The sequence below is a fragment of the Bradyrhizobium sp. INPA03-11B genome (genome assembly GCF_040446015.1).
GTDB lineage: Bacteria > Pseudomonadota > Alphaproteobacteria > Rhizobiales > Xanthobacteraceae > Bradyrhizobium > Bradyrhizobium macuxiense_A.
Window position 1 is genome coordinate 13249 of the sequence record NZ_JASGSR010000055.1, and the last position, 17175, is coordinate 30423.

The 17175-nt window shown below is 64.8% G+C and carries 17 protein-coding genes; 6 read left to right on the forward strand and 11 right to left on the reverse strand.

Annotated features, from left to right (window positions below; translation table 11 throughout):
* Positions 1-211 precede the first annotated feature (211 nt).
* Complete coding sequence (gene clpS, locus QMZ05_RS22610; RefSeq protein ID WP_050421723.1) at positions 212-544, reverse strand: ATP-dependent Clp protease adapter ClpS; 333 nt, start codon at positions 542-544, stop codon at positions 212-214.
* A 510-nt stretch (positions 545-1054) separates the two neighbouring features.
* Between clpS and QMZ05_RS22615 the strand changes: the two genes are divergently transcribed.
* The gene (locus QMZ05_RS22615; protein ID WP_353702745.1) at positions 1055-3013 is read left to right on the forward strand and encodes a pilus assembly protein; all 1959 of its coding nucleotides are present in this window, start codon (positions 1055-1057) and stop codon (positions 3011-3013) included.
* 174 nt (positions 3014-3187) lie between these two features.
* On the opposite strand, the gene QMZ05_RS22620 is transcribed toward QMZ05_RS22615, so the two are convergent.
* Positions 3188-3523: a phasin family protein gene (locus QMZ05_RS22620; RefSeq protein WP_021078275.1), complete on the reverse strand. Its 336-nt coding sequence runs from the start codon at positions 3521-3523 to the stop codon at positions 3188-3190.
* A gap of 421 nt (positions 3524-3944) precedes the next feature.
* Between QMZ05_RS22620 and QMZ05_RS22625 the strand changes: the two genes are divergently transcribed.
* A complete protein-coding gene (locus tag QMZ05_RS22625; RefSeq protein ID WP_353702746.1) occupies positions 3945-5732 on the forward strand; it encodes a D-alanyl-D-alanine carboxypeptidase in 1788 nt (595 codons plus the stop codon).
* 245 nt (positions 5733-5977) lie between these two features.
* Here QMZ05_RS22625 and QMZ05_RS22630 read toward each other — a convergent pair whose 3' ends face one another.
* The gene (locus tag QMZ05_RS22630) at positions 5978-6697 is read right to left on the reverse strand and encodes a DnaJ domain-containing protein (RefSeq protein WP_353702747.1); all 720 of its coding nucleotides are present in this window, start codon (positions 6695-6697) and stop codon (positions 5978-5980) included.
* Positions 6698-6826: 129 nt separating this feature from the next.
* Between QMZ05_RS22630 and QMZ05_RS22635 the strand changes: the two genes are divergently transcribed.
* On the forward strand, positions 6827-7234 hold the full coding sequence (locus tag QMZ05_RS22635; protein ID WP_353702748.1) for a DUF302 domain-containing protein: 408 nt from the start codon (positions 6827-6829) through the stop codon (positions 7232-7234).
* 27 nt (positions 7235-7261) lie between these two features.
* On the opposite strand, the gene QMZ05_RS22640 is transcribed toward QMZ05_RS22635, so the two are convergent.
* From QMZ05_RS22640 to QMZ05_RS22650, 3 genes are all read right to left on the reverse strand, one after another.
* On the reverse strand, positions 7262-8002 hold the full coding sequence (locus QMZ05_RS22640; protein ID WP_074131976.1) for a hypothetical protein: 741 nt from the start codon (positions 8000-8002) through the stop codon (positions 7262-7264).
* A 97-nt stretch (positions 8003-8099) separates the two neighbouring features.
* The gene (locus QMZ05_RS22645; protein WP_353702749.1) at positions 8100-9044 is read right to left on the reverse strand and encodes an alpha/beta fold hydrolase; all 945 of its coding nucleotides are present in this window, start codon (positions 9042-9044) and stop codon (positions 8100-8102) included.
* Positions 9045-9376: 332 nt separating this feature from the next.
* Positions 9377-10153, reverse strand: a complete 777-nt coding sequence (locus tag QMZ05_RS22650) for a helix-turn-helix transcriptional regulator (RefSeq protein ID WP_353702750.1) — start codon at positions 10151-10153, stop codon at positions 9377-9379.
* 102 nt (positions 10154-10255) lie between these two features.
* Here QMZ05_RS22650 and QMZ05_RS22655 point away from each other — a divergent pair, with 102 nt between their 5' ends.
* Positions 10256-11338, forward strand: coding sequence for a zinc-binding alcohol dehydrogenase family protein (locus QMZ05_RS22655; protein ID WP_353702751.1), 1083 nt, complete (start codon positions 10256-10258; stop codon positions 11336-11338).
* A 404-nt stretch (positions 11339-11742) separates the two neighbouring features.
* Here QMZ05_RS22655 and QMZ05_RS22660 read toward each other — a convergent pair whose 3' ends face one another.
* Positions 11743-12666, reverse strand: a complete 924-nt coding sequence (locus tag QMZ05_RS22660) for a division plane positioning ATPase MipZ (protein ID WP_353702752.1) — start codon at positions 12664-12666, stop codon at positions 11743-11745.
* 273 nt (positions 12667-12939) lie between these two features.
* On the opposite strand from QMZ05_RS22660, the gene panC reads away from it, so the two are divergent.
* Together panC and QMZ05_RS22670 are read left to right on the forward strand one after the other, a co-directional pair.
* Positions 12940-13791, forward strand: a complete 852-nt coding sequence (gene panC / locus QMZ05_RS22665) for a pantoate--beta-alanine ligase (protein WP_353702753.1) — start codon at positions 12940-12942, stop codon at positions 13789-13791.
* Positions 13792-13936: 145 nt separating this feature from the next.
* Entirely contained in the window at positions 13937-14683 is a 747-nt protein-coding gene (locus QMZ05_RS22670; RefSeq protein ID WP_353702754.1) for a hypothetical protein, read from the forward strand.
* 22 nt (positions 14684-14705) lie between these two features.
* Here the strand turns inward: QMZ05_RS22670 and QMZ05_RS22675 are convergent, their stop codons facing one another.
* The 4 genes from QMZ05_RS22675 to QMZ05_RS22690 all read right to left on the reverse strand — a co-directional run bounded on the left by QMZ05_RS22675 (position 14706) and on the right by QMZ05_RS22690 (position 17174).
* Positions 14706-15146, reverse strand: a complete 441-nt coding sequence (locus tag QMZ05_RS22675; RefSeq protein ID WP_353702755.1) for a DUF1489 domain-containing protein — start codon at positions 15144-15146, stop codon at positions 14706-14708.
* Between the two features lie 130 nt (positions 15147-15276).
* Positions 15277-16230: a hypothetical protein gene (locus QMZ05_RS22680; protein WP_353702756.1), complete on the reverse strand. Its 954-nt coding sequence runs from the start codon at positions 16228-16230 to the stop codon at positions 15277-15279.
* A 153-nt stretch (positions 16231-16383) separates the two neighbouring features.
* Positions 16384-16587: a hypothetical protein gene (locus QMZ05_RS22685; protein WP_094194249.1), complete on the reverse strand. Its 204-nt coding sequence runs from the start codon at positions 16585-16587 to the stop codon at positions 16384-16386.
* 218 nt (positions 16588-16805) lie between these two features.
* The gene (locus QMZ05_RS22690) at positions 16806-17174 is read right to left on the reverse strand and encodes a YidB family protein (protein WP_353702757.1); all 369 of its coding nucleotides are present in this window, start codon (positions 17172-17174) and stop codon (positions 16806-16808) included.
* Position 17175: the final 1 nt, after the last annotated feature.

The window sequence follows — 17175 nt, forward strand, 5'->3', positions numbered from 1 at the left end:
AGGCAATAACAACCTTCGTGATCGCCCTTGATATAGTTACGACGGATCGTGGCGAAAGACCGGTCCCGCGGTGATGGTTTTCTTCTAAATTTCGGGCGCTCGAACGCCGCCCCGCCGCGCCCGTGATCATACGGGAACGCGGTTCACCACCTCACAAAACGCGATGCAAGACCCGTTCCGCTGCCCGCGGCAGGTCACTCGTTCCCGCCGACTACTTCTTTTCCATCACGCATTGCAGTGGATGCTGATGCTTGCGCGCGAAGTCCATGACTTGTGTCACTTTGGTCTCGGCGATCTCATAGGTAAACACGCCGCACTCACCGATCCCGTGATGGTGAACGTGCAGCATGATCGTGGTCGCGGCCTCGGCGTCCTTGTTGAAGAATCGCTCCAGCACGTGAACGACGAACTCCATCGGCGTGTAGTCGTCATTCAGGATCAGGACGCGATACAGGTTCGGGCGCTTGGTCTTCGGCTTGACCTTGGTGATGACCGAGGTCGACGGGCCGCTGCCCGCGCCATTGCGGTTGTCGTCATTGCTCATTTTCGGCACCGGCGCGGCGGGCACCGCCGGCATGGACGAAACCGGCTCGGAGATCGGGACTGTCAACGTGGATCGCAACATGGTTCAGGCGTTCGAATTCCCCAAGGGAGACCGGCGGGAAACCGGATGGCGATTGGAAGGTGGTCGCGATTGCCGCAAGACTGATCGCGGAACCCCCAGCAATGCTTTCCAGATTGCCGCTCCCGGTCCGATCCGGCGGCCGGATCGGTCTACCGAATATGGGCCTCGCGACGCCCTGCCGCAAGCGCAGACCCGCCGTAGCCCACCGGTCCGTTTCCCGGCGCGGCAACCCCCGGAAGGTTAATCATTTCTGCCTGATTTGACAAAGGATCGGGGCAGCCAATTTAGCCGGCATTGAGGATAGCGCGTGCTTTTGCCCTGCTTTTGATCGGCCGCCGGGCTATCTGGCGGGTTTCCCTAGCCCGATTCACCATCTGTTTAGCCGCGCGCGTAGAGATGGCCGCGCATTCCATTTCGACGAGAGCGCCAATGCTTGGTTCAGCCATTTCCATTCGCGTCCGCGCGGCCGCCCGCCGGTTTTGCGGGGCAACCGACGGCAATGTGGCGGTGATCTTCACCTTCGCCGTGCTGCCGATCCTAGCCTTCGTGGGCGTAGCGATCGACTATACCCGCGCCAACAACGCCCGGTCCTCGATGCAGGCGGCGCTCGATTCCACCGCGCTGATGCTGTCCAAGGACCTGACCATGGGCAACATCACGGCCGCGCAAATCCCGAGCAAGGCGCAGGCCTATTTCAACGGCCTCTACACCAACAAGGACGCCCAGGGCGCGACCATCTCGGCCACGTATACGACCCCCACCGCGAACTCGGCGGCAACCATCCTCCTGAGCGGGTCCGGCCACGTCAAGACCACCTTCTTGCAGGTCGCGGGCTATCCCTCGACCATGAATTTCGGAACCTCGACCACTACCACCTGGGGCAACGCCAAGATGCGCGTCGCCCTCGCCCTCGACAACACGGGATCGATGGCCGACAACGGCAAGATTGTCGCGCTGCGAAACGCGGTGGCCGGATCCGGCGGCCTGATCGACCAGCTCAGCGCGCTGAGCAAGAACAACGGCGACGTCTACATCTCCGTCATCCCGTTCGCCAAGGACGTCAATGTCGGCTCCAGCAACTACGGCCAGAGCTGGATCGACTGGACCGACTGGCTCAATCCGCCCACTACCCAGCCCGCCAACGGACAGAGTGTCGCGACACTTCCCATCAACTGGCATGCCGTGGGACCCGGTGCGAGATGCCCGTTCACCAACACCACTGGCAACACGAATGGCGCGGCAAACGGTGGCTTCGTTTGTAAGACGGGACCCACAGCAAGCGACAGTTCGACTACGTCAACGATCCCGTCGACGACGATCGCAGTGAACGGCGCATCCGTCAAAAATCCAATCTGCCCGACCGCCGATAACAACACCCAGACAAAGTACAACGGCTGCTGGAGCAGCGAGCCAACCGGCCTCCAGGAGAAATTCTGCAGCGGAAGCTCGAACTGCAGCTGCCCAAAGAACGCCTCTGGTTCCAGCGTCTCGGGTTGCACTTGCAGCGGCACCGGCAGCGGTAAGTCCTGTACGGGATGGACTTACGTTCACAACTGGACACAGCCTGGGCCGAACGACCTGACGGACAATTCGAATCAACCCAGAGTTTCCGCCATCGTCGGTTTCAAGGATAACAGCAATACCCCGAACAAGGACCACGTCTGGACCCCCAACGCTGTGGGGGTCGCAAATGACTGGCGCCAACCTTCCACCAACCCGATCAGCACCTGGACCGGCTGCGTCGCAGACCGCACCCAGCCGAACGATGCGACGGGCGCGCTGCCGGTGTCGTCCGACGTTACGACGCTGTTTCCGGCCAACGAGTATTTCGACACCTGGGGCGGCAACGCCTTTTGCAGCAGCAGCGCATCTCCACCGCTCGAGCCCGTCATTCCGCTAAGCTACAATTGGAGTGCGCTCAAGACCGCCGTCAATGCGATGCAGCCGACCGGCGGCACCGACCAGTCGATCGGATTGGCCGTGGCGTGGCAGTCCCTTCTGGTGGGCGGTCCGCTGAACACGCCGGCCGAGGACTCCAACACCACCTATAACCGGGTCATCATCCTGCTGTCCGACGGTTTGAATACCCAAGACCGCTGGCCCGATTACGGCGACGGCAGTTCGCAGGCCTCAGGCAATCCGATCGATGTCAGGCAGGCCTTGCAGTGCCAGAACCTGCAGAACGCGAAGGATGCCAACGGCGCGCCGATGTACACGATCTACACCATCCAGGTGAACACGAGCTCGCCCGCCGATCCGACCTCGACCGTCCTGAAGAACTGCGCCAGCAGCCCCGACAAGTTCTTCATGCTGACCAGCTCGACCCAGATCGTGACGACCTTCAACACGATCGGCACGGCCCTCAGCAAGCTCCGGCTGGCGAAGTAACCGCCCGCCTCCCGCCCAACAAAAAAGCCCGGCCGAAACGGCCGGGCTTTTCGTTTGTCTTGGTCAAAGCATGATCCGGAAAAGTGCGAAGCGGTTTTCCGAAATGATCATGCTCAAACAAGGAGCTAAAGCGCGATAACGATTCAACCGAATCTTATCGGGCTTGAGCAGCGCTTACTGAGCGGGCGCGAACTTGGAGACCAGGCCCTCATAGGGCTTGAAGGTCTGCTTGGCGCAGTCGCTGTACAGGCCGGCGATCTTCTGCGATTCCGCAACGAAGGTCTCGTAGGAGGAGCGCAGGTATTCGGTCTGCGCCTCGAGCGCCTTGTCCAGCGACTTCACGCCCGACAGCTTCTCGACGAACGACTTGGTGTCCTCAAACGACTTCTTGGCGTAGTCGCCATAAGCGGTGGCGATCGCCTGGACGCCGCTCTGCAGGTTGTTCGCAGACGCAGTGACCGACTCGAAATGCTCTTTGCCGTAGTTCTGAATGTCTTCGATCTTGACCATGGATTGGAATTCCTTTTCCCAGACTTGAAGGCGCAAATTCCCATTGCCGGGAAGCTCCCGGCCCCCTGACCTGATTAGAATACCGCATCGCACAATAAAGTCAACAAATATTGTGCAACGCACAATCACCAGCGCGAATCCGAGGCATTTGCGCTAAACCCCGGGGGACTACGCAACGGTTGCTTAATCTTTTGGAAACTCGGTCCGCCTAACCTGATTCCCGGACTTTGTTCGCCTTCCGACGGGCAGCCTTGAAAGCTGTTTGTGAACAACACCTTAGCTAGAAGAGCGACCTGAGCCGCCACGAGGGCCGATGGCTCTGCCCGAAGTGGTCTGTTGCGCAGGCAAGGATCGACGGCCGCCGGGCACAATTTCGCCTCACGGGCCAGTGATCTAGATAGAAATTGGGACGGGGAAGTAGATGCTTCGAACAACCTTGGCTTCCTCGCGGGCGCTGCGAGTTGGCGTTCTTGGGCTCGTGACCGTCACGACGGCGATCCTGATCACCAGCGATAGCGCCGAGGCGCGCCGCCACCGGCGCCATGCCGCCCGCCACCACCACAGCGAGTCCGCGCGCGAAAGCTACAGCCCGCAATTCGCGACGATTATCGTCGACGGCAACACCGGCTCGGTGCTGACGGCAAACAGTCCCGACGGCCTGCGGCACCCCGCCTCGCTCACCAAGATCATGACGCTCTATTTGCTGTTCGAGCGCCTCGATTCCGGAAAGATGAAGCTCGACACCGAGATGCCGGTTTCCGAGCATGCTTCCGAGCAAGACCCGACCAAGCTCGGCCTGCGGCCCGGCCAGACCATCAGGGTCGAAGACGCCATCAAGGGCCTCGTCACCCGCTCCGCCAATGACGCGGCAGTCGTGATCGCCGAGGCGATCGGCGGCAGCGAAGACGACTTCGCCCGCATGATGACCCGCAAGGCCCGCGCGCTCGGCATGAGCCGGACGGTCTATCGCAACGCCTCCGGCCTGCCCAACGACGAGCAGGTCACCACGGCGCGCGATCAGTCGACGCTCGGCCGCGCCATCCAGGACCGCTTCCCGCGCTATTATCGCTACTTCTCGACGACGGCGTTCAATTTCCGCGGCCACACCATCACCGGCCACAATCATCTGCTCGGCAGCGTCGAGGGCGTCGACGGCATCAAGACCGGCTACACCCGCGCCTCCGGCTTCAACCTCGTGACCTCGATCCACCGGGGCAATCGCTTCCTGGTCGGCGTGGTGCTCGGCGGCCGCAGCGGCGGCTCCCGCGACGCCATCATGCGCAACCTGCTGGCGGAGAACATCGGCAAGGGCGCCACCAACCGCACCGTCGCTGCGATCACCGAGCGCAACCCGGCCGACGCCAATGTCCAGGTCGCCGATGCCGACGATGCGCGCCAAGCGGATAGCTCGCCGGTTGCCGCGTCCGAGCCCGCCCCCGCTCCGCTGCCCGCGCCGCGCCCGGCCAGCAAGCCTTCGCTGATGGCCGCCGCCGCAGCCGCCCTGCCGCCGGCCCCGGCAAAGCCGGAGCCACAGGCCAAGCCCGAACCGGCGCCGCTGACCTCAGGCGTGATCCAGACCCAGCAGCTCGCCGCGATCCCCGGCTCGGCTGAACCGATGAAGCCGGTCAAGGTGAAGACCGTGCAGGTCAAGGCCGGCCAGATCAAGCTCGCCGCCGCCGGACCGGCACAGTCGGCGCCGCCGATCACCAACACGATCCCGTCGCGCGGCGAGATCCCCGAGACCTCCAATGCGATGATGGCGCGGGTCGCCGAGACCTCGAGGCCCGAGATGCCGCCGCAGCCGGCCAATTTCGGCACCGGCAACGGCATCCTCGGCGTGCTGCCGGCTTCGTCAGTTCATGCGCCCGCCGCCGCCCCGGCCCCGCAGGCCGTGGCTTCGATCGAACCGACCCGCAGCCTCCAGGCCGCCCCGCAGACCAGCACCGTCAAGCCGGGCGCAGCGCATTCCGGCTGGATCATCCAGGTCGGCGCGCTGGAATCCGAGGGCGAGGCCAACAAGCGCATCGACCTCGCGCGCAGCTCGGCCCGCGGCCTGCTCAGCAAGGCGGACCCGTTCACCGAAGTCGTCGCCAAGGACAATCGCAAGCTCTACCGCGCCCGCTTTGCCGGTCTCGAGCGCGATCAGGCCGAAGCGGCGTGCAAGACGCTGAAGCGTGCGGAGATCTCCTGCATCACCGTTCGCAACTGATCGACACGATCGACTGATTTCAAAGGGCCGGCGCCGCAAGCGCCGGCCCTTTTGCTTTGCGTGCAGCGCGCGAGACCGACTGGCCCATCCGCACGTGGCGCCGCCATGAAAACTTCTCGTCAAGATTTTACGGTTAAGTTTTCACGAAAGAACGATCGGCCACGCCGGACAGCGGCGGGCCAGACGGGGCATCAATCAGAAGCGGAAGGCAGCTCTCGGCTGTGGCGTCAGTGGCGTAGCCGGAGTTAGAGATGCGTGCGAAGCAGAGTATCCTTGGCCTCGTTCACACGGGCAGCGAGATACGTCGAGCCCCCCTGATCGGGATGCAGTTTCTTCATCAGGGTGCGGTGAGCCCGGCTGATGTCGTCACGCGACGCCCCCGGTTGCAGGCCAAGGATCTGATAGGCCTCCTCGTTCGTCATTTTGCCGCTCGTCGGCGCACGGCCCTGCCCCCCTGCCCGGTCGCCCTGTGCGTCCTGACGCCAGGCGGGAAAGCGGCGGTCCAGATAGCTTTCAAGTAGCGCGACGCTTTCGGCGTCGAAGCTCGGCACCATCGCCAGCAGCTGCGACAGGTCGAACTCGTCGAGCATGCGGCCGGCTTGCGGTCCCGCCACGATCTGCCCGGTGAGCACGCCGCTGCCGTGATCGAGGCTCATGTCGAGATAATGCGAACGCACCCGCGAGCTTTGTCCGGGGCTGCGCGAACCGCCGAACATGCCGCCGAAATTGGGAAGCCCGGTGTTCCCGAACGGCGACCAGCCGAGCAGTCCGGCACCGAAGATGCCGAGCGGGATGGCCACCGCCAGTTCGCCCCGCACGCCGGTAAAGGCCGCGACCGCCAGCGCGAGCACCCCGCCGCCGATCTTGATCGCACGCGCAAGCACGGCGGGATTGGCCGCACGAAACATCTGCAGCGCTGAATAAAGGACGACAACGGCGACGACGCCGGCGATCAGGGTTGGCATGCGCGGAATATAAGCGGCCCGGCGGCAAAAAGCATGCGAAGCTTCGTCTCACCGGAGCGTGAAGCGCCGCCGCGTGGCGCCGCCCCCTGCGATTGAGTAGCCTGCGGCAACCGCGCGGGAGCAAACCTGATGGCGATTGACGGACTGATCAGCCTTCGCAGCAATGTCGGGCCAAAGGAGACTGCCGACCGGCTCAAGGCCGAACTTCAGGCCAGTGGGCTGACCTTGTTTGCGCAGGTCGATCATGCTGCGGGCGCCGCGAGCGCCGGCCTCGCGCTTCGTCCGACCGAGCTCTTCGTCTTTGGCAATGCGAAAGGCGGCACGCCCTTGATGCAGGCTGCGCAGACGATCGGGATCGATCTGCCGCTCAAGGCGCTGGTCTGGCAGGACGACGCCGGCGACTGCTGGCTCTCCTACAACGATCCGGCCTGGCTCGCAGAACGGCACGGCGTCGCCGAAACGACCAGACAGGTCACGGCCAACATGTCGACGCTGCTCGGCACGATTGCGAAGGCCGCAACGTCAGGCAAAACCTGACGCGGCCAAAACCTGACGCGGCATGGCCTATTTCATCTGGCCGATCAGCTTGGCCGCGCCGCTCGTGGTCTTTGCCAGTTGCAACAGCGCCTCGCGGCCGCCGGCCGCATAGGCCGCGGCGGCACGCAGCAATTCGCGGAGCTGCGCAGCCGCGCCGGGATCGAACCTGCACCAGGCGCCGCCGGTCAGCCGCGCGATCTCGCGAAACGTCTGCTCGGCGGTGGCGTCGGCGCCCTCCTGGAACATGAACACCGGCACCTTGAGCAGGCCGAGCTCACCGGCGCTTGCGCACAGCGCGTCGGCGCTCTCCTCCATCGCATCACCCACGAACACCAGCGCGCGCACGCCTGCCGCAACCGCCTCGCGGCGCGTCTCCGACAGCACCTTGCCGATCTGGGTATTGCCGCCCTGGCAGTCGATCTTGCTCATCAGCCGCGCAAGCTGCGCGCTGTCGGAGATCCAGCCGGAGGCACGGCACTCGTTGAAGCCGCGATAATAGACGAGGCGGATGTCGAGGCTGCCGAGCGCGCCGGCCTCGCGGAACATGTCCGCTTGCAGCGTGCACGCCAAGTCCCATGTCGGCTGCCGGCTCATCGTGGCGTCGAGCGCGAACACCAGCCTGCCGCGCGCGCCGGCGCGATGCGGCGACATCGCCCGCGCCTTCGCCACGAACGCGGCGATGTCGTTGGAGCTCGACGTCGGCACGTCAGGCGTATTGGCCGGGCGCACCTCGCTTCCGGATGTCGGTTTGATCGTCTTGCCAGCCATCAGCGCTTGCCTCGTACAGCAAACACTATGTGGGCCGCGGCATCGGATTGGTCAACGTGACGAGCACGCCTGCCCGGATCGGATCCCGGGCAGCCTGTCAGTTCGTGGCCGACGGATCCTTCTTGGTCTCGGTCTTGGTCAGCGAGAGCGACTTCTTGAGCTTCTCGCCCAAGGTCTGGGGCGGCTTCTCGACCGGCACATAGAGCGAGACCGGGCCGGGCTCCAGGATCTTCGGCGGCGCATTGCGCGTGTCGACCGGCGCGACAGCGCTGTCGGTGTCGGCCAGGAATTTATCGAGCATGGCCTGGATCGAGTCCTTGGCCTTCTCGGGTCCGGTGTCGCGCATGTCGTTGTGCTGGAAGTTGGTGTTCACGACAGTGATGCCGGCCTTCTCGCACTCCTCCTCGTCCGGCACCACGCCGGGATCGGGCTTGAATTGCTGATCATGCGAACGGAATGACAGAATCTTGAACTTGCCGTCGGTCATGAACGGCACACGCAGATTGTCCAGCGTGACGACCTTCTTGATCTCGTCCGGATACTGCTTGGCGAAATACATCGCGATGTCGCCGCCATTGGAATGGCCGACCATCGTCAGCTTGCTGTAGTCCGCGTTCGGCTGACGCTTCTTCATCTCCTCGATGGCGAATTTGATGTTGGTGATGCCGCGCTGATACTGCGGCAGACGGCCGACATAGAGCTCGCCGACCTTGGTCACCATCGGTCCATCCGACGGCAGGTCGTTCTGAATGCTGATCGTCAGATAGCCGCGCGCCGCGAACACGTTCGCGAGGAAGGAATATTCGGTGAATTTGACGGTATTTCCATGATTGAGGATCGCAACCGGAAGCTTGATCATGCCAGCGTCGGCCTGCATCTCCTTGTCGAAGCGCACCGCAACATCGACCGCGACCGGCCGCTCATCGCGCGTCGGATCCTTGAACATGAGGGTTTCGTGACGGATCGCCCACTTGCTCGCGGTGAAATACGCACCCGTGATCACCACGGAGAGCGAAAGCAGAACGAGAATTCCACGCTTCATGACGTCCTCGAGGTGCCCGCCTTGAAAGGGCGATTTTGGCCGGAGGCTCTTCGGCCTCCTTTTGAGAATATATGTCACAGCGCCGTGACAGGAAGTCCAAATATTGTGGCTTCCGTGGCATAACGTTGTGCGTTGCACCTATAGTTTGTGCAGGTGCACACTACCGACGCGACGGCTCACACTCTCTTCTTACCCCTATGACGTGAGTTTCCAAGGTTGCGTTCGAGCCACGCTCGTACCTTGGATCGACGTTGAGGGGAAACCGGATTCCGGCACCTTTGTTCCGGCTTTTTGGCCGCTCTGTGACAAAAATCACCGGAAAACCACGGATTTCAAGCGATTTCGGTGTAGATGATCAGCTTTAGGCCCGGATCGTCATTGGCCTGGAAGGTGGCGTATTCAAAGGTCCGCCGGCCGCGCTTGGGGTGATTGAGCATCTTTGTTCCGGCAACGCTGACGCTGACGTCGTGGGTCCCCCACCAGCCGTCGAACTCCGGACAGCCTGCGCGGAGCCGCGCCTGTAGATCGACGAAGGCCGGATCGCCGGCCCAGAGGTCGTGCGTCCGGCGGAACTGCGTCACGATGCGCCGCGCCTCCTCGGTCCAGCTTGCGCCGAACAGCTGCCGGCTCTTGGGGTTGGTCAGCACGAAGAGCAGCGTATTGCGTTCGTCCTCAGGCATGCGGCCGAACGCGAAGACCTCTTCCGCGGCAGCGTTCCAGGCCAGCACGTCCCATCGCCGCCCCGTGACATAGGCCGGCTGGTTGAGGCTTTCGACGACGCGCCGGATCGCAGGCGGCACGGTCTCGGCCGCAAATGGCCGACGGTCGCCATCCTTTGCAAGCGCCCGCAGATGGGCGTGCTCGGCCTTGCTGAGGCGCAGCGCCCGCGCCAGCGCGTCGATCGTGGTGGCGGACGGGCTGACGGAGCGGCCCTGCTCGAGGCGGATGTACCAATCGACTCCAATCCCGGCGAGCTCGGCCACCTCCTCGCGGCGCAGACCGGGCGTTCGTCGCCGCCGCCCGGCCTGAGCGCCGGTGAGCTTGGGCGTCAGCTTCTGCCGCCGCGACCGCAGGAAATCGCCAAGTTCGCTTTGCCGCGCAGTGGCCATCACCGGCTCCTGAGTAGGTCTGATAATCCTAGGATAATACCAGGTCTTCCTGGCCGCAACGGAGCGCGCGATGATGCCGATCTCAGCAAGGGATGAGATCAGATGAAAGCAGCAGTTCTAAAGTCGTTCGGCTCCCCGCTCGCGATCGAGGAGATCCCCGCACCGGTGATGGGAACGGGCGAAATCCTCGTCGACGTCGCCGCGACACGCGTGCTGTCCTACACCAACGAGGTGTTCAGCGGCGAGCGCCGCTACCTGCTCGAGTTGCCGGCCGTTCCGGGTCTCGGCGCCATCGGACGGGTTCGCGCGGTCGGGCCCGACGCAACTCACCTCGCCGCCGGCGATTGGGTGTACTGCGATCCGACCTTCCGCTCGCGCGACGACAGCATCTCGCCGGACATCACCTTGCAGGGCTGGAGCGCGCGCGGCGAAGGCGGGCTGCGCCTGCAGCGACACTTCCGTCACGGCACGTTTGCGGAGCAGACGCTGGTGCCGACCGAGAACGCCAAGCGGATCGGCGCGATTGATCCGGCCGACGCGCCGTCATGGTGTGCGCTAGGCACCTGCCTCGTGCCCTATGGTGGTTTCTTGGCAGCACGCTTGCAGCCGGGCGAGACCGTGCTGGTGAACGGCGCGACCGGCAATTTCGGCAGTGCCGCGGTTGCCGTCGCGCTCGCGATGGGCGCAGCCTGCGTGGTCGCCCCCGGCCGCAACGAGAAAGTGCTCGCCGATCTGGTCCGCAGGTTCGGACCGCGCGTGCGCACCGTGACGCTCGGCGGCAACGAGGACGACGATCGCGAGCGCATGCGGCGCGCCGCGCCCGGTCCGATCGACTGCGTGCTCGACCTGATGCCGCCATCGGTGACGACGCCGACCGTCCGCGCCGCGATCATGACGGTGCGTTCCTATGGCCGGGTCGTGCTGATGGGCGGCGTCGGGATGCAGGGCGGACCGGGGCTCGACCTGCCCTATCCCTGGATCATGCGTGAATGCATCAGCATTCACGGTGTCTGGATGTATCCGCCGGAGGCGACCTTCGGCCTCGTCAACCTCGCCCGCGCCGGGCTGTTGCGGCTCGATCAGTTCGAGGTCACAACGTTCGATCTCGACCACGCCAACGACGCGGTCGCGCATGCCGCCGCCAATAGCGGGCCGTTCAAGATGACCGCGCTGACGCCGAACTAGGCCGGAGGCGAAATCCCTTGCAGGACGTCCTTGAAGACGCCGTACTGCGCTTGAAGCGCCCGCGGCTATAGTCCTGGTAGTATCCCCCGGTGACCACGACGACGAGATCGAGCTCCGAGACGACGCGGATCGATTGCCCGCCGCGCCCCAACGCGCCGATCTACTGGATCGCACGCCCATTGAACTGGGCAAGACCGAGCCACCACACGTATCCATATGACTGACGGTCCGAGTGCACGCGCACAATTTCTGAATATTAGAAATATACCGGCGAGTTGCCCGACCTGTCAAGGATCCTGATCGAACGCTGGCCACTGCCGGCTGCTTTGCATGGGGTTGTTTTCGATATTTTGGCCACGCGCCTCGCGCGCGAGCGACCTGGAAGCGGCCCCTGTGCACAATCGCTAGCTGCCGATGATGTCGTCGACTTCGAGGGGCTTGTCGACCTGGCTGAACCATTCGGCCCGGTTGGCGGCGCGGCGGCGGCCGCGTTCGTCGAGCGGCAGCTTGAGCTGGCGGAGCAGGCTCATCACCTCCTCGCGGGCGGTGACGTGGCCGAGGTTCGGGCGGGTGCCGAGCGTCGCCTCGTCGATCTGGTCGAGCGCCGTCAGCCCGCGGGGGAAGAATTCGCGATAGACCACCCGCTCGGCAAAGCCGTCGACCGCACGGAACCCGAGCCGGAGCGACAGCTGCTTCAAGCCGTCGGCGACCAGCTGCTTGTTGCGCGAGCCGAGCATCGACAGCCGGTTGCGCACCACGATCCAGTCGGTCGAGGCGCCGTCGAGCTGGCGGCGCTTGCGTCTGACGTCGCGCACCATCTCCGCGTAATGGCTCTCGCCGATCACCGAATAGGTCGCGGGATCGACGGTGCCCAGCACGTCGAAATCGAGGAAGCTGTCATTGATCGGCGTCACCAGCGTATCGGCCATCGAATGCGCCAGCCGCATCAGGTAGCTGTCCGAGCCGGGGGTATCGATGACGATGAAATCATAGGCACGTTCGACCGCGCTCACGGCGGCCATGAACTGCTGGAACTCGGCGTTCTCGTTTTCCTCGATCTGCATCGTCTCGCCGTACTTGATGCAATGGTGTGCGGGGAGTTCGAGATCGAGCCCGGAGCGCCGCGCCCAGGCCTGGCGATTGCTGATGTAGCGGGTGAAGCTTTGCTGGCGGCAGTCGAGATCGATGGTGGCGACGCGCTGTCCGGCCTTCAGGAGCGCAACGGCGATATGCAGGGCGGTGGTCGACTTGCCCGAACCACCCTTCTCGTTGCCGAGCACCACGACATGTGCGGAGCCGGATTGACCCTGACTAGCCTGCACCAACATGATTCAATCCCCGCAATGATCTTCAAATCGTGCACGGCTGCGGTCAAGTGAAATGCATCACTGCGAGCGGAAATCAATTGCAGCCGACCTTAATGATGAATCGAACGAGCAGCCGGCTGCGTCGATCGGCGGCACGAGGCCCGCGATCCATGCGCGTTCGAGATCGGGTAATGCTTGTACGGCGGTTTGCCGACAGCGGTTCGGACTTGGTAAGCTGCGCTACCTGCCGAACACCAAACATCCCACCCGGATTGCCCCACGAGTCGAGACCAGATGCCGAGAAATCCCACCGTCGTCCGTACCGTCCCCGCCCTACGTCGCGCCGTCGACACCCTGCGCGCCAAGAAGGCGACCGTCGCGCTGGTCCCAACCATGGGTGCGCTCCATGACGGCCATGTGTCGCTGGTGCGGCTCGCCAAGCGCCGCGCCAAGCGGGTCGTCGTGTCCATCTTCGTCAACCCGACCCAGTTTGCGCCGACGGAAGATTTCGGTTCGTATCCGCGCACCTGGAAGGAAGACGTCGCCAAGCTTGCCGCCGAGGGCGTCGACCTGATCTGGCACCCCGAGGTGAAGGCGATGTACCCGGACGGCTTCGCCACCCGAATCGTGCCGGAGGGACCGGCGACCGCCGGGCTCGAGGATCGCTTCCGGCCGCATTTCTTTGGCGGCGTCGCCACCGTGGTCGGCAAGCTGTTCACCCAGGTCCGGCCCGATGTTGCGATCTTCGGCGAGAAGGACTTTCAGCAGCTCCGGGTCGTGACCCAGATGGCCGCGGACCTCGACCTCGGCGTCAAGGTGATCGGATCCAAGACGGTGCGCGAACGCGACGGCCTCGCGATGTCCTCGCGCAACGTCTACCTCTCGCCGGAGGAACGGCGCGCGGCCCCCGCGCTCAACCGCGTGATGAAGGAAGCGGCAGGCCGCCTGCGCGCCGGCGAGGACGCCGCAACCGCAATGGCCGCCGGCGCCGCCGAGATCACCAAGGCCGGCTTCGTGCTGGATTATCTCGAGGTCCGCCACGCCGCCACCCTGGCGCCGATCGGATCGCTGAAGGACGGCCCGATGCGGATGCTGGTCGCGGCTAGGCTCGGCAGCACGCGCCTGATCGACAACATCGCGGTCTGAACCGGGATCCGTAAAGTGTGATGCGGTTCACGCGCAAACCAGCTGCGAACCTGTAATGAAGGCCCCGGCCTCATCTGTGCGGCCGGGTCATGCTTGCGCCACGCTCGCGACGCAGGGATGATCGCGCCTTTCACAGGCGGTCGGAATGAGCAGGTATTTCAGGCAAGGCATTCTTCTCGGCATCGCGCTATTGGCCGCTGGCCTGGCGCAGGCGCAGACCCGGCCGCCGGTCGGCGGCGTCAATTCGGCGCCCGGCGCGATGATCTTCTATGTTGCGCATGGTCCGTCCGATGCCTGCGGCCCAGGTTGCTCGGACTGGATCGCCGCCGAAGGCTCCGTGCAGTGGGACACCTACAAGCGCCTGCTGGCGATCCTCGACCGGCAGAACGGCCGCAAGCTCCCGGTGGTGATCAACATCAAGGGGAACTCCAACCTCAATGTCGCCGCCAGCCTCGGCCGCATCCTGCGCGATCGCAGCATCGATGCCGTGGTCGCTGCGACCGAGGTCGAGGCCTGCGCCGGAAAGTCCGAGGAGGAATGCTTCGCGCTCAAGCGACCCGGCGGCCCGCTGGATGCGAAGGAGAAGCTGTCCGGCATCGCCTGCGATTTCGCCTGCGTGCTGATGCTGTCGGGCGGCGTGCATCGCAGCCTGCTCGCGGGCAGCCACGTGGTGCTGAGCGGCATGGCGATCCAGAACCGGTTCGCGCCCAACGTCTCGGCCGAGCGTCGCGAGAGCCTGACCTCGATCTTCACCGACCAGTTCCGGCGCTATCTCGGCGAGATGGGAATAGATCACGAGCTGCTCGATGTCGCCGTCAGCAATGCGGGCGGCGGCCGCTATGTCGAGATTCCGGCGTCCGAATGGGGCCGGCTGCATCTCGTCACTCAGTAATTGCTCACAGCAATCCGATTGCTCAGAGCAATCCGAGGTCGCGCAGCTCGCGGCGCATCGGCTCCGGCATCGATGCCACGCTGGCCGCGCTCGACCTGGTGAGATCGGCAGGCGCGGAGTCCGCGGTCAGATAGCGCCAGCCCTGGAACGGCCGCATCGGCCGTGGCGAGACGGCGATCACCTTGGGCTGCATCACGATGCGGCAGCGTCCGATGCCGTCCTTGTCGCGGAACGGCTCGATCGCAATGATCTTCTCGCGCGCCGCGATCTCGCCGCGGATCACCCAGTACAGCGAGCCGCCGGCGAGGATCTCCTCCTCGCGCTTCGGCGTCATCCGCGTGATGTGGACGTGACGGAGCGGCAGGCCCTTTTTCCTGGCGGTCGCCATTCGTTCGGCAACCCAGCCCTTGAGTTCCTTGACCGAGTCGCAACCGACGGCGAGCTTGATGAGATGAAGCGGCATACGGCGGATGTAGCGGCCGGCGCGCGCTTTGGAAAGGGAGCGATGGAAGCGGCAGTGGATATCGGGATTGCCGCAGGGAACCATGCAATGACGGCGGCTCAGGCCGCCGTCATCACGCTCAGGCCCACGCCTAGTCCTGGCTCGCGGCCGCCGGCGCACTCGCCGCGGCAGGTGGCGGCGCCGCTGGCGCAGGAGCCGCCGGCGCGATCTGGACTGGACGCTTCGCGGCAGGCGGCCGCTTCGGGGCCGCGGGCGACGCGGCGGCAGCGCGCGCGGCCGGCGGCGGTGCCGCCGCCGCCGGCTTCGCCGGTACGGGCGTCATGATGCTGACCGGCGGGGTGTCCGCCGAGCTTGGAAACTCCGCATTGGTCGGCTTGCCGGTCGGCATCGATGGCGGCAGCGCCGCGACCAGGCCGGCAGCCGACGGCTGGGCGGCCATGGTGGGCGCGTTCCAAGACGACGCGTAGCGCGTGATCAGGTTCTCGTAGGTCCGGTCGTTCATGTTGGCGACGATCTGATGGTTGTCGCCGAGCGAGCGGAATGCGGGGCACGCCGTCGGCGTGCAGTGGTCGCGCGCCATCAGCGCATAGGCCACCAGGCCGTACCGGTCATGCTCGACGGCGCGGCGCAGCGCCTGCAACTCGGTGGTCGAATTGCGCTCCGCAGTTGCGAGGTCGCCGAGCGCGGTCAGGCGCGAGATCTGCGCCGCCGCGTAGCTGACCGCCGCCGCGGCCGTATCGGACGAACCGAACAGCACCTTCTCGCAGGCATTGAGCACGGCGTCTCCGGCGAGGTCGTCGACGCAGGCCAGCGCCGGCACGGTCTGGCCGGTCAATTGCGCGGTTCGTGTCTCGCTTGGCGCCGCCCCCTGCCCGCCCGGCCCGAAGCCGCGGATCGTCGCGGCGACCGCAACCGCGATCGACAGCAGCGTGATGACGGTCAGCGCGCCGTTGGCGACGGATTTTTCCGCGCGCAGCAGCGTGACCAGAACAACGATCCCAAAGAACCCCGCGGCGGCCAGCGTCAGCCACATCGGGAAGGTCGGTGAGCGCCAGATCTGGTCCAGCGAGGAAGCCCAATTCATGCGCGATGTCCCTCAACGCAGCGTAAGCACAATCGGCGACGGCCAACGTCGCCACCCCGACGTCCAACCTTCAGCACAATGGGTCTGCGAACAGGGCCTTTTGACGGCGGCGGCGGGAAACCCGCGCCAGCCGCCGGCTTGCGCACAACTCGTTCAGGACAGCGCGAGCTGGCTCTCCTTGGCCACCCGTTCGAAAGCTTCGGTCGAGCTCTTGATGCGGTACTGGCAGTCGTCCCCCTCGGTCGGCAGCAGGCGGATCACCTCATAGGTGCCGCTCGCAGCGGGGCGCGCCACGTTGCTGGCCGTGAAATAGACGATCTCGCCAATCGAGTACTTATGCTTCAACGCCCTCTCCATTTTTTTAGAGATTGCTGGCCGAGCTGACAGTCCCGATAGCTCTGGCCGGCATTTTGAGAACCCTGCGGCAAGCTAGCACATCGCCCTGCCCCAAATCCAGCAAGATTGGGGCATGGCGAACGCGCTATTTTTGCAGGTTTTTCAGGGTGATAGACAGCAATTTACGTGCCAGCCGGAAATTGCGCGCCGGGCCCCGGCGGGAACCCGGTTCCACCGGCTCAGGCGGTATGCGGTAGCCTGCCGTTCGGGCTCGCGCTATCGACCGCACCCGGAAGCTGCTGGGCCAGCACCTTGGACAGCTGGTCGACGGGGATGTTGAACCTGGCGGCGAGCTGCTTGACCGTGTCGCTGCCCAGCACCTGCTGGAGCTGCTCGGCCGTGATCGGCAGGTTCTGGCCGGTGCCGATCCAGGATTTGACCTGCTCGCCGAGGCCGGCCTGCTCGAGCTTGGCCACGATCGCGGACAAGCCGCCCTGCCCGCCGTTGCCCATCACCTCGCCGAGCACGACGGGGATCACGGCCGCGCCGAGCTGGCCGAGCATGCCTTTCAGCTCCGGCGAATTCTCCAGGGAATCGAGAATGCCCATG

Coding starts and splice junctions, on each gene's coding strand:
- clpS (WP_050421723.1), bottom strand. CDS start 544: ATGAGCAATGACGACAACCGCAATGGCGCGGGCAGCGGCCCGTCGACC.
- QMZ05_RS22615 (WP_353702745.1), top strand. CDS start 1,055: ATGCTTGGTTCAGCCATTTCCATTCGCGTCCGCGCGGCCGCCCGCCGG.
- QMZ05_RS22620 (WP_021078275.1), bottom strand. CDS start 3,523: ATGGTCAAGATCGAAGACATTCAGAACTACGGCAAAGAGCATTTCGAG.
- QMZ05_RS22625 (WP_353702746.1), top strand. CDS start 3,945: ATGCTTCGAACAACCTTGGCTTCCTCGCGGGCGCTGCGAGTTGGCGTT.
- QMZ05_RS22630 (WP_353702747.1), bottom strand. CDS start 6,697: ATGCCAACCCTGATCGCCGGCGTCGTCGCCGTTGTCGTCCTTTATTCA.
- QMZ05_RS22635 (WP_353702748.1), top strand. CDS start 6,827: ATGGCGATTGACGGACTGATCAGCCTTCGCAGCAATGTCGGGCCAAAG.
- QMZ05_RS22640 (WP_074131976.1), bottom strand. CDS start 8,002: ATGGCTGGCAAGACGATCAAACCGACATCCGGAAGCGAGGTGCGCCCG.
- QMZ05_RS22645 (WP_353702749.1), bottom strand. CDS start 9,044: ATGAAGCGTGGAATTCTCGTTCTGCTTTCGCTCTCCGTGGTGATCACG.
- QMZ05_RS22650 (WP_353702750.1), bottom strand. CDS start 10,153: ATGGCCACTGCGCGGCAAAGCGAACTTGGCGATTTCCTGCGGTCGCGG.
- QMZ05_RS22655 (WP_353702751.1), top strand. CDS start 10,256: ATGAAAGCAGCAGTTCTAAAGTCGTTCGGCTCCCCGCTCGCGATCGAG.
- QMZ05_RS22660 (WP_353702752.1), bottom strand. CDS start 12,666: ATGTTGGTGCAGGCTAGTCAGGGTCAATCCGGCTCCGCACATGTCGTG.
- panC (WP_353702753.1), top strand. CDS start 12,940: ATGCCGAGAAATCCCACCGTCGTCCGTACCGTCCCCGCCCTACGTCGC.
- QMZ05_RS22670 (WP_353702754.1), top strand. CDS start 13,937: ATGAGCAGGTATTTCAGGCAAGGCATTCTTCTCGGCATCGCGCTATTG.
- QMZ05_RS22675 (WP_353702755.1), bottom strand. CDS start 15,146: ATGCCGCTTCATCTCATCAAGCTCGCCGTCGGTTGCGACTCGGTCAAG.
- QMZ05_RS22680 (WP_353702756.1), bottom strand. CDS start 16,230: ATGAATTGGGCTTCCTCGCTGGACCAGATCTGGCGCTCACCGACCTTC.
- QMZ05_RS22685 (WP_094194249.1), bottom strand. CDS start 16,587: ATGGAGAGGGCGTTGAAGCATAAGTACTCGATTGGCGAGATCGTCTAT.
- QMZ05_RS22690 (WP_353702757.1), bottom strand. CDS start 17,174: ATGGGCATTCTCGATTCCCTGGAGAATTCGCCGGAGCTGAAAGGCATG.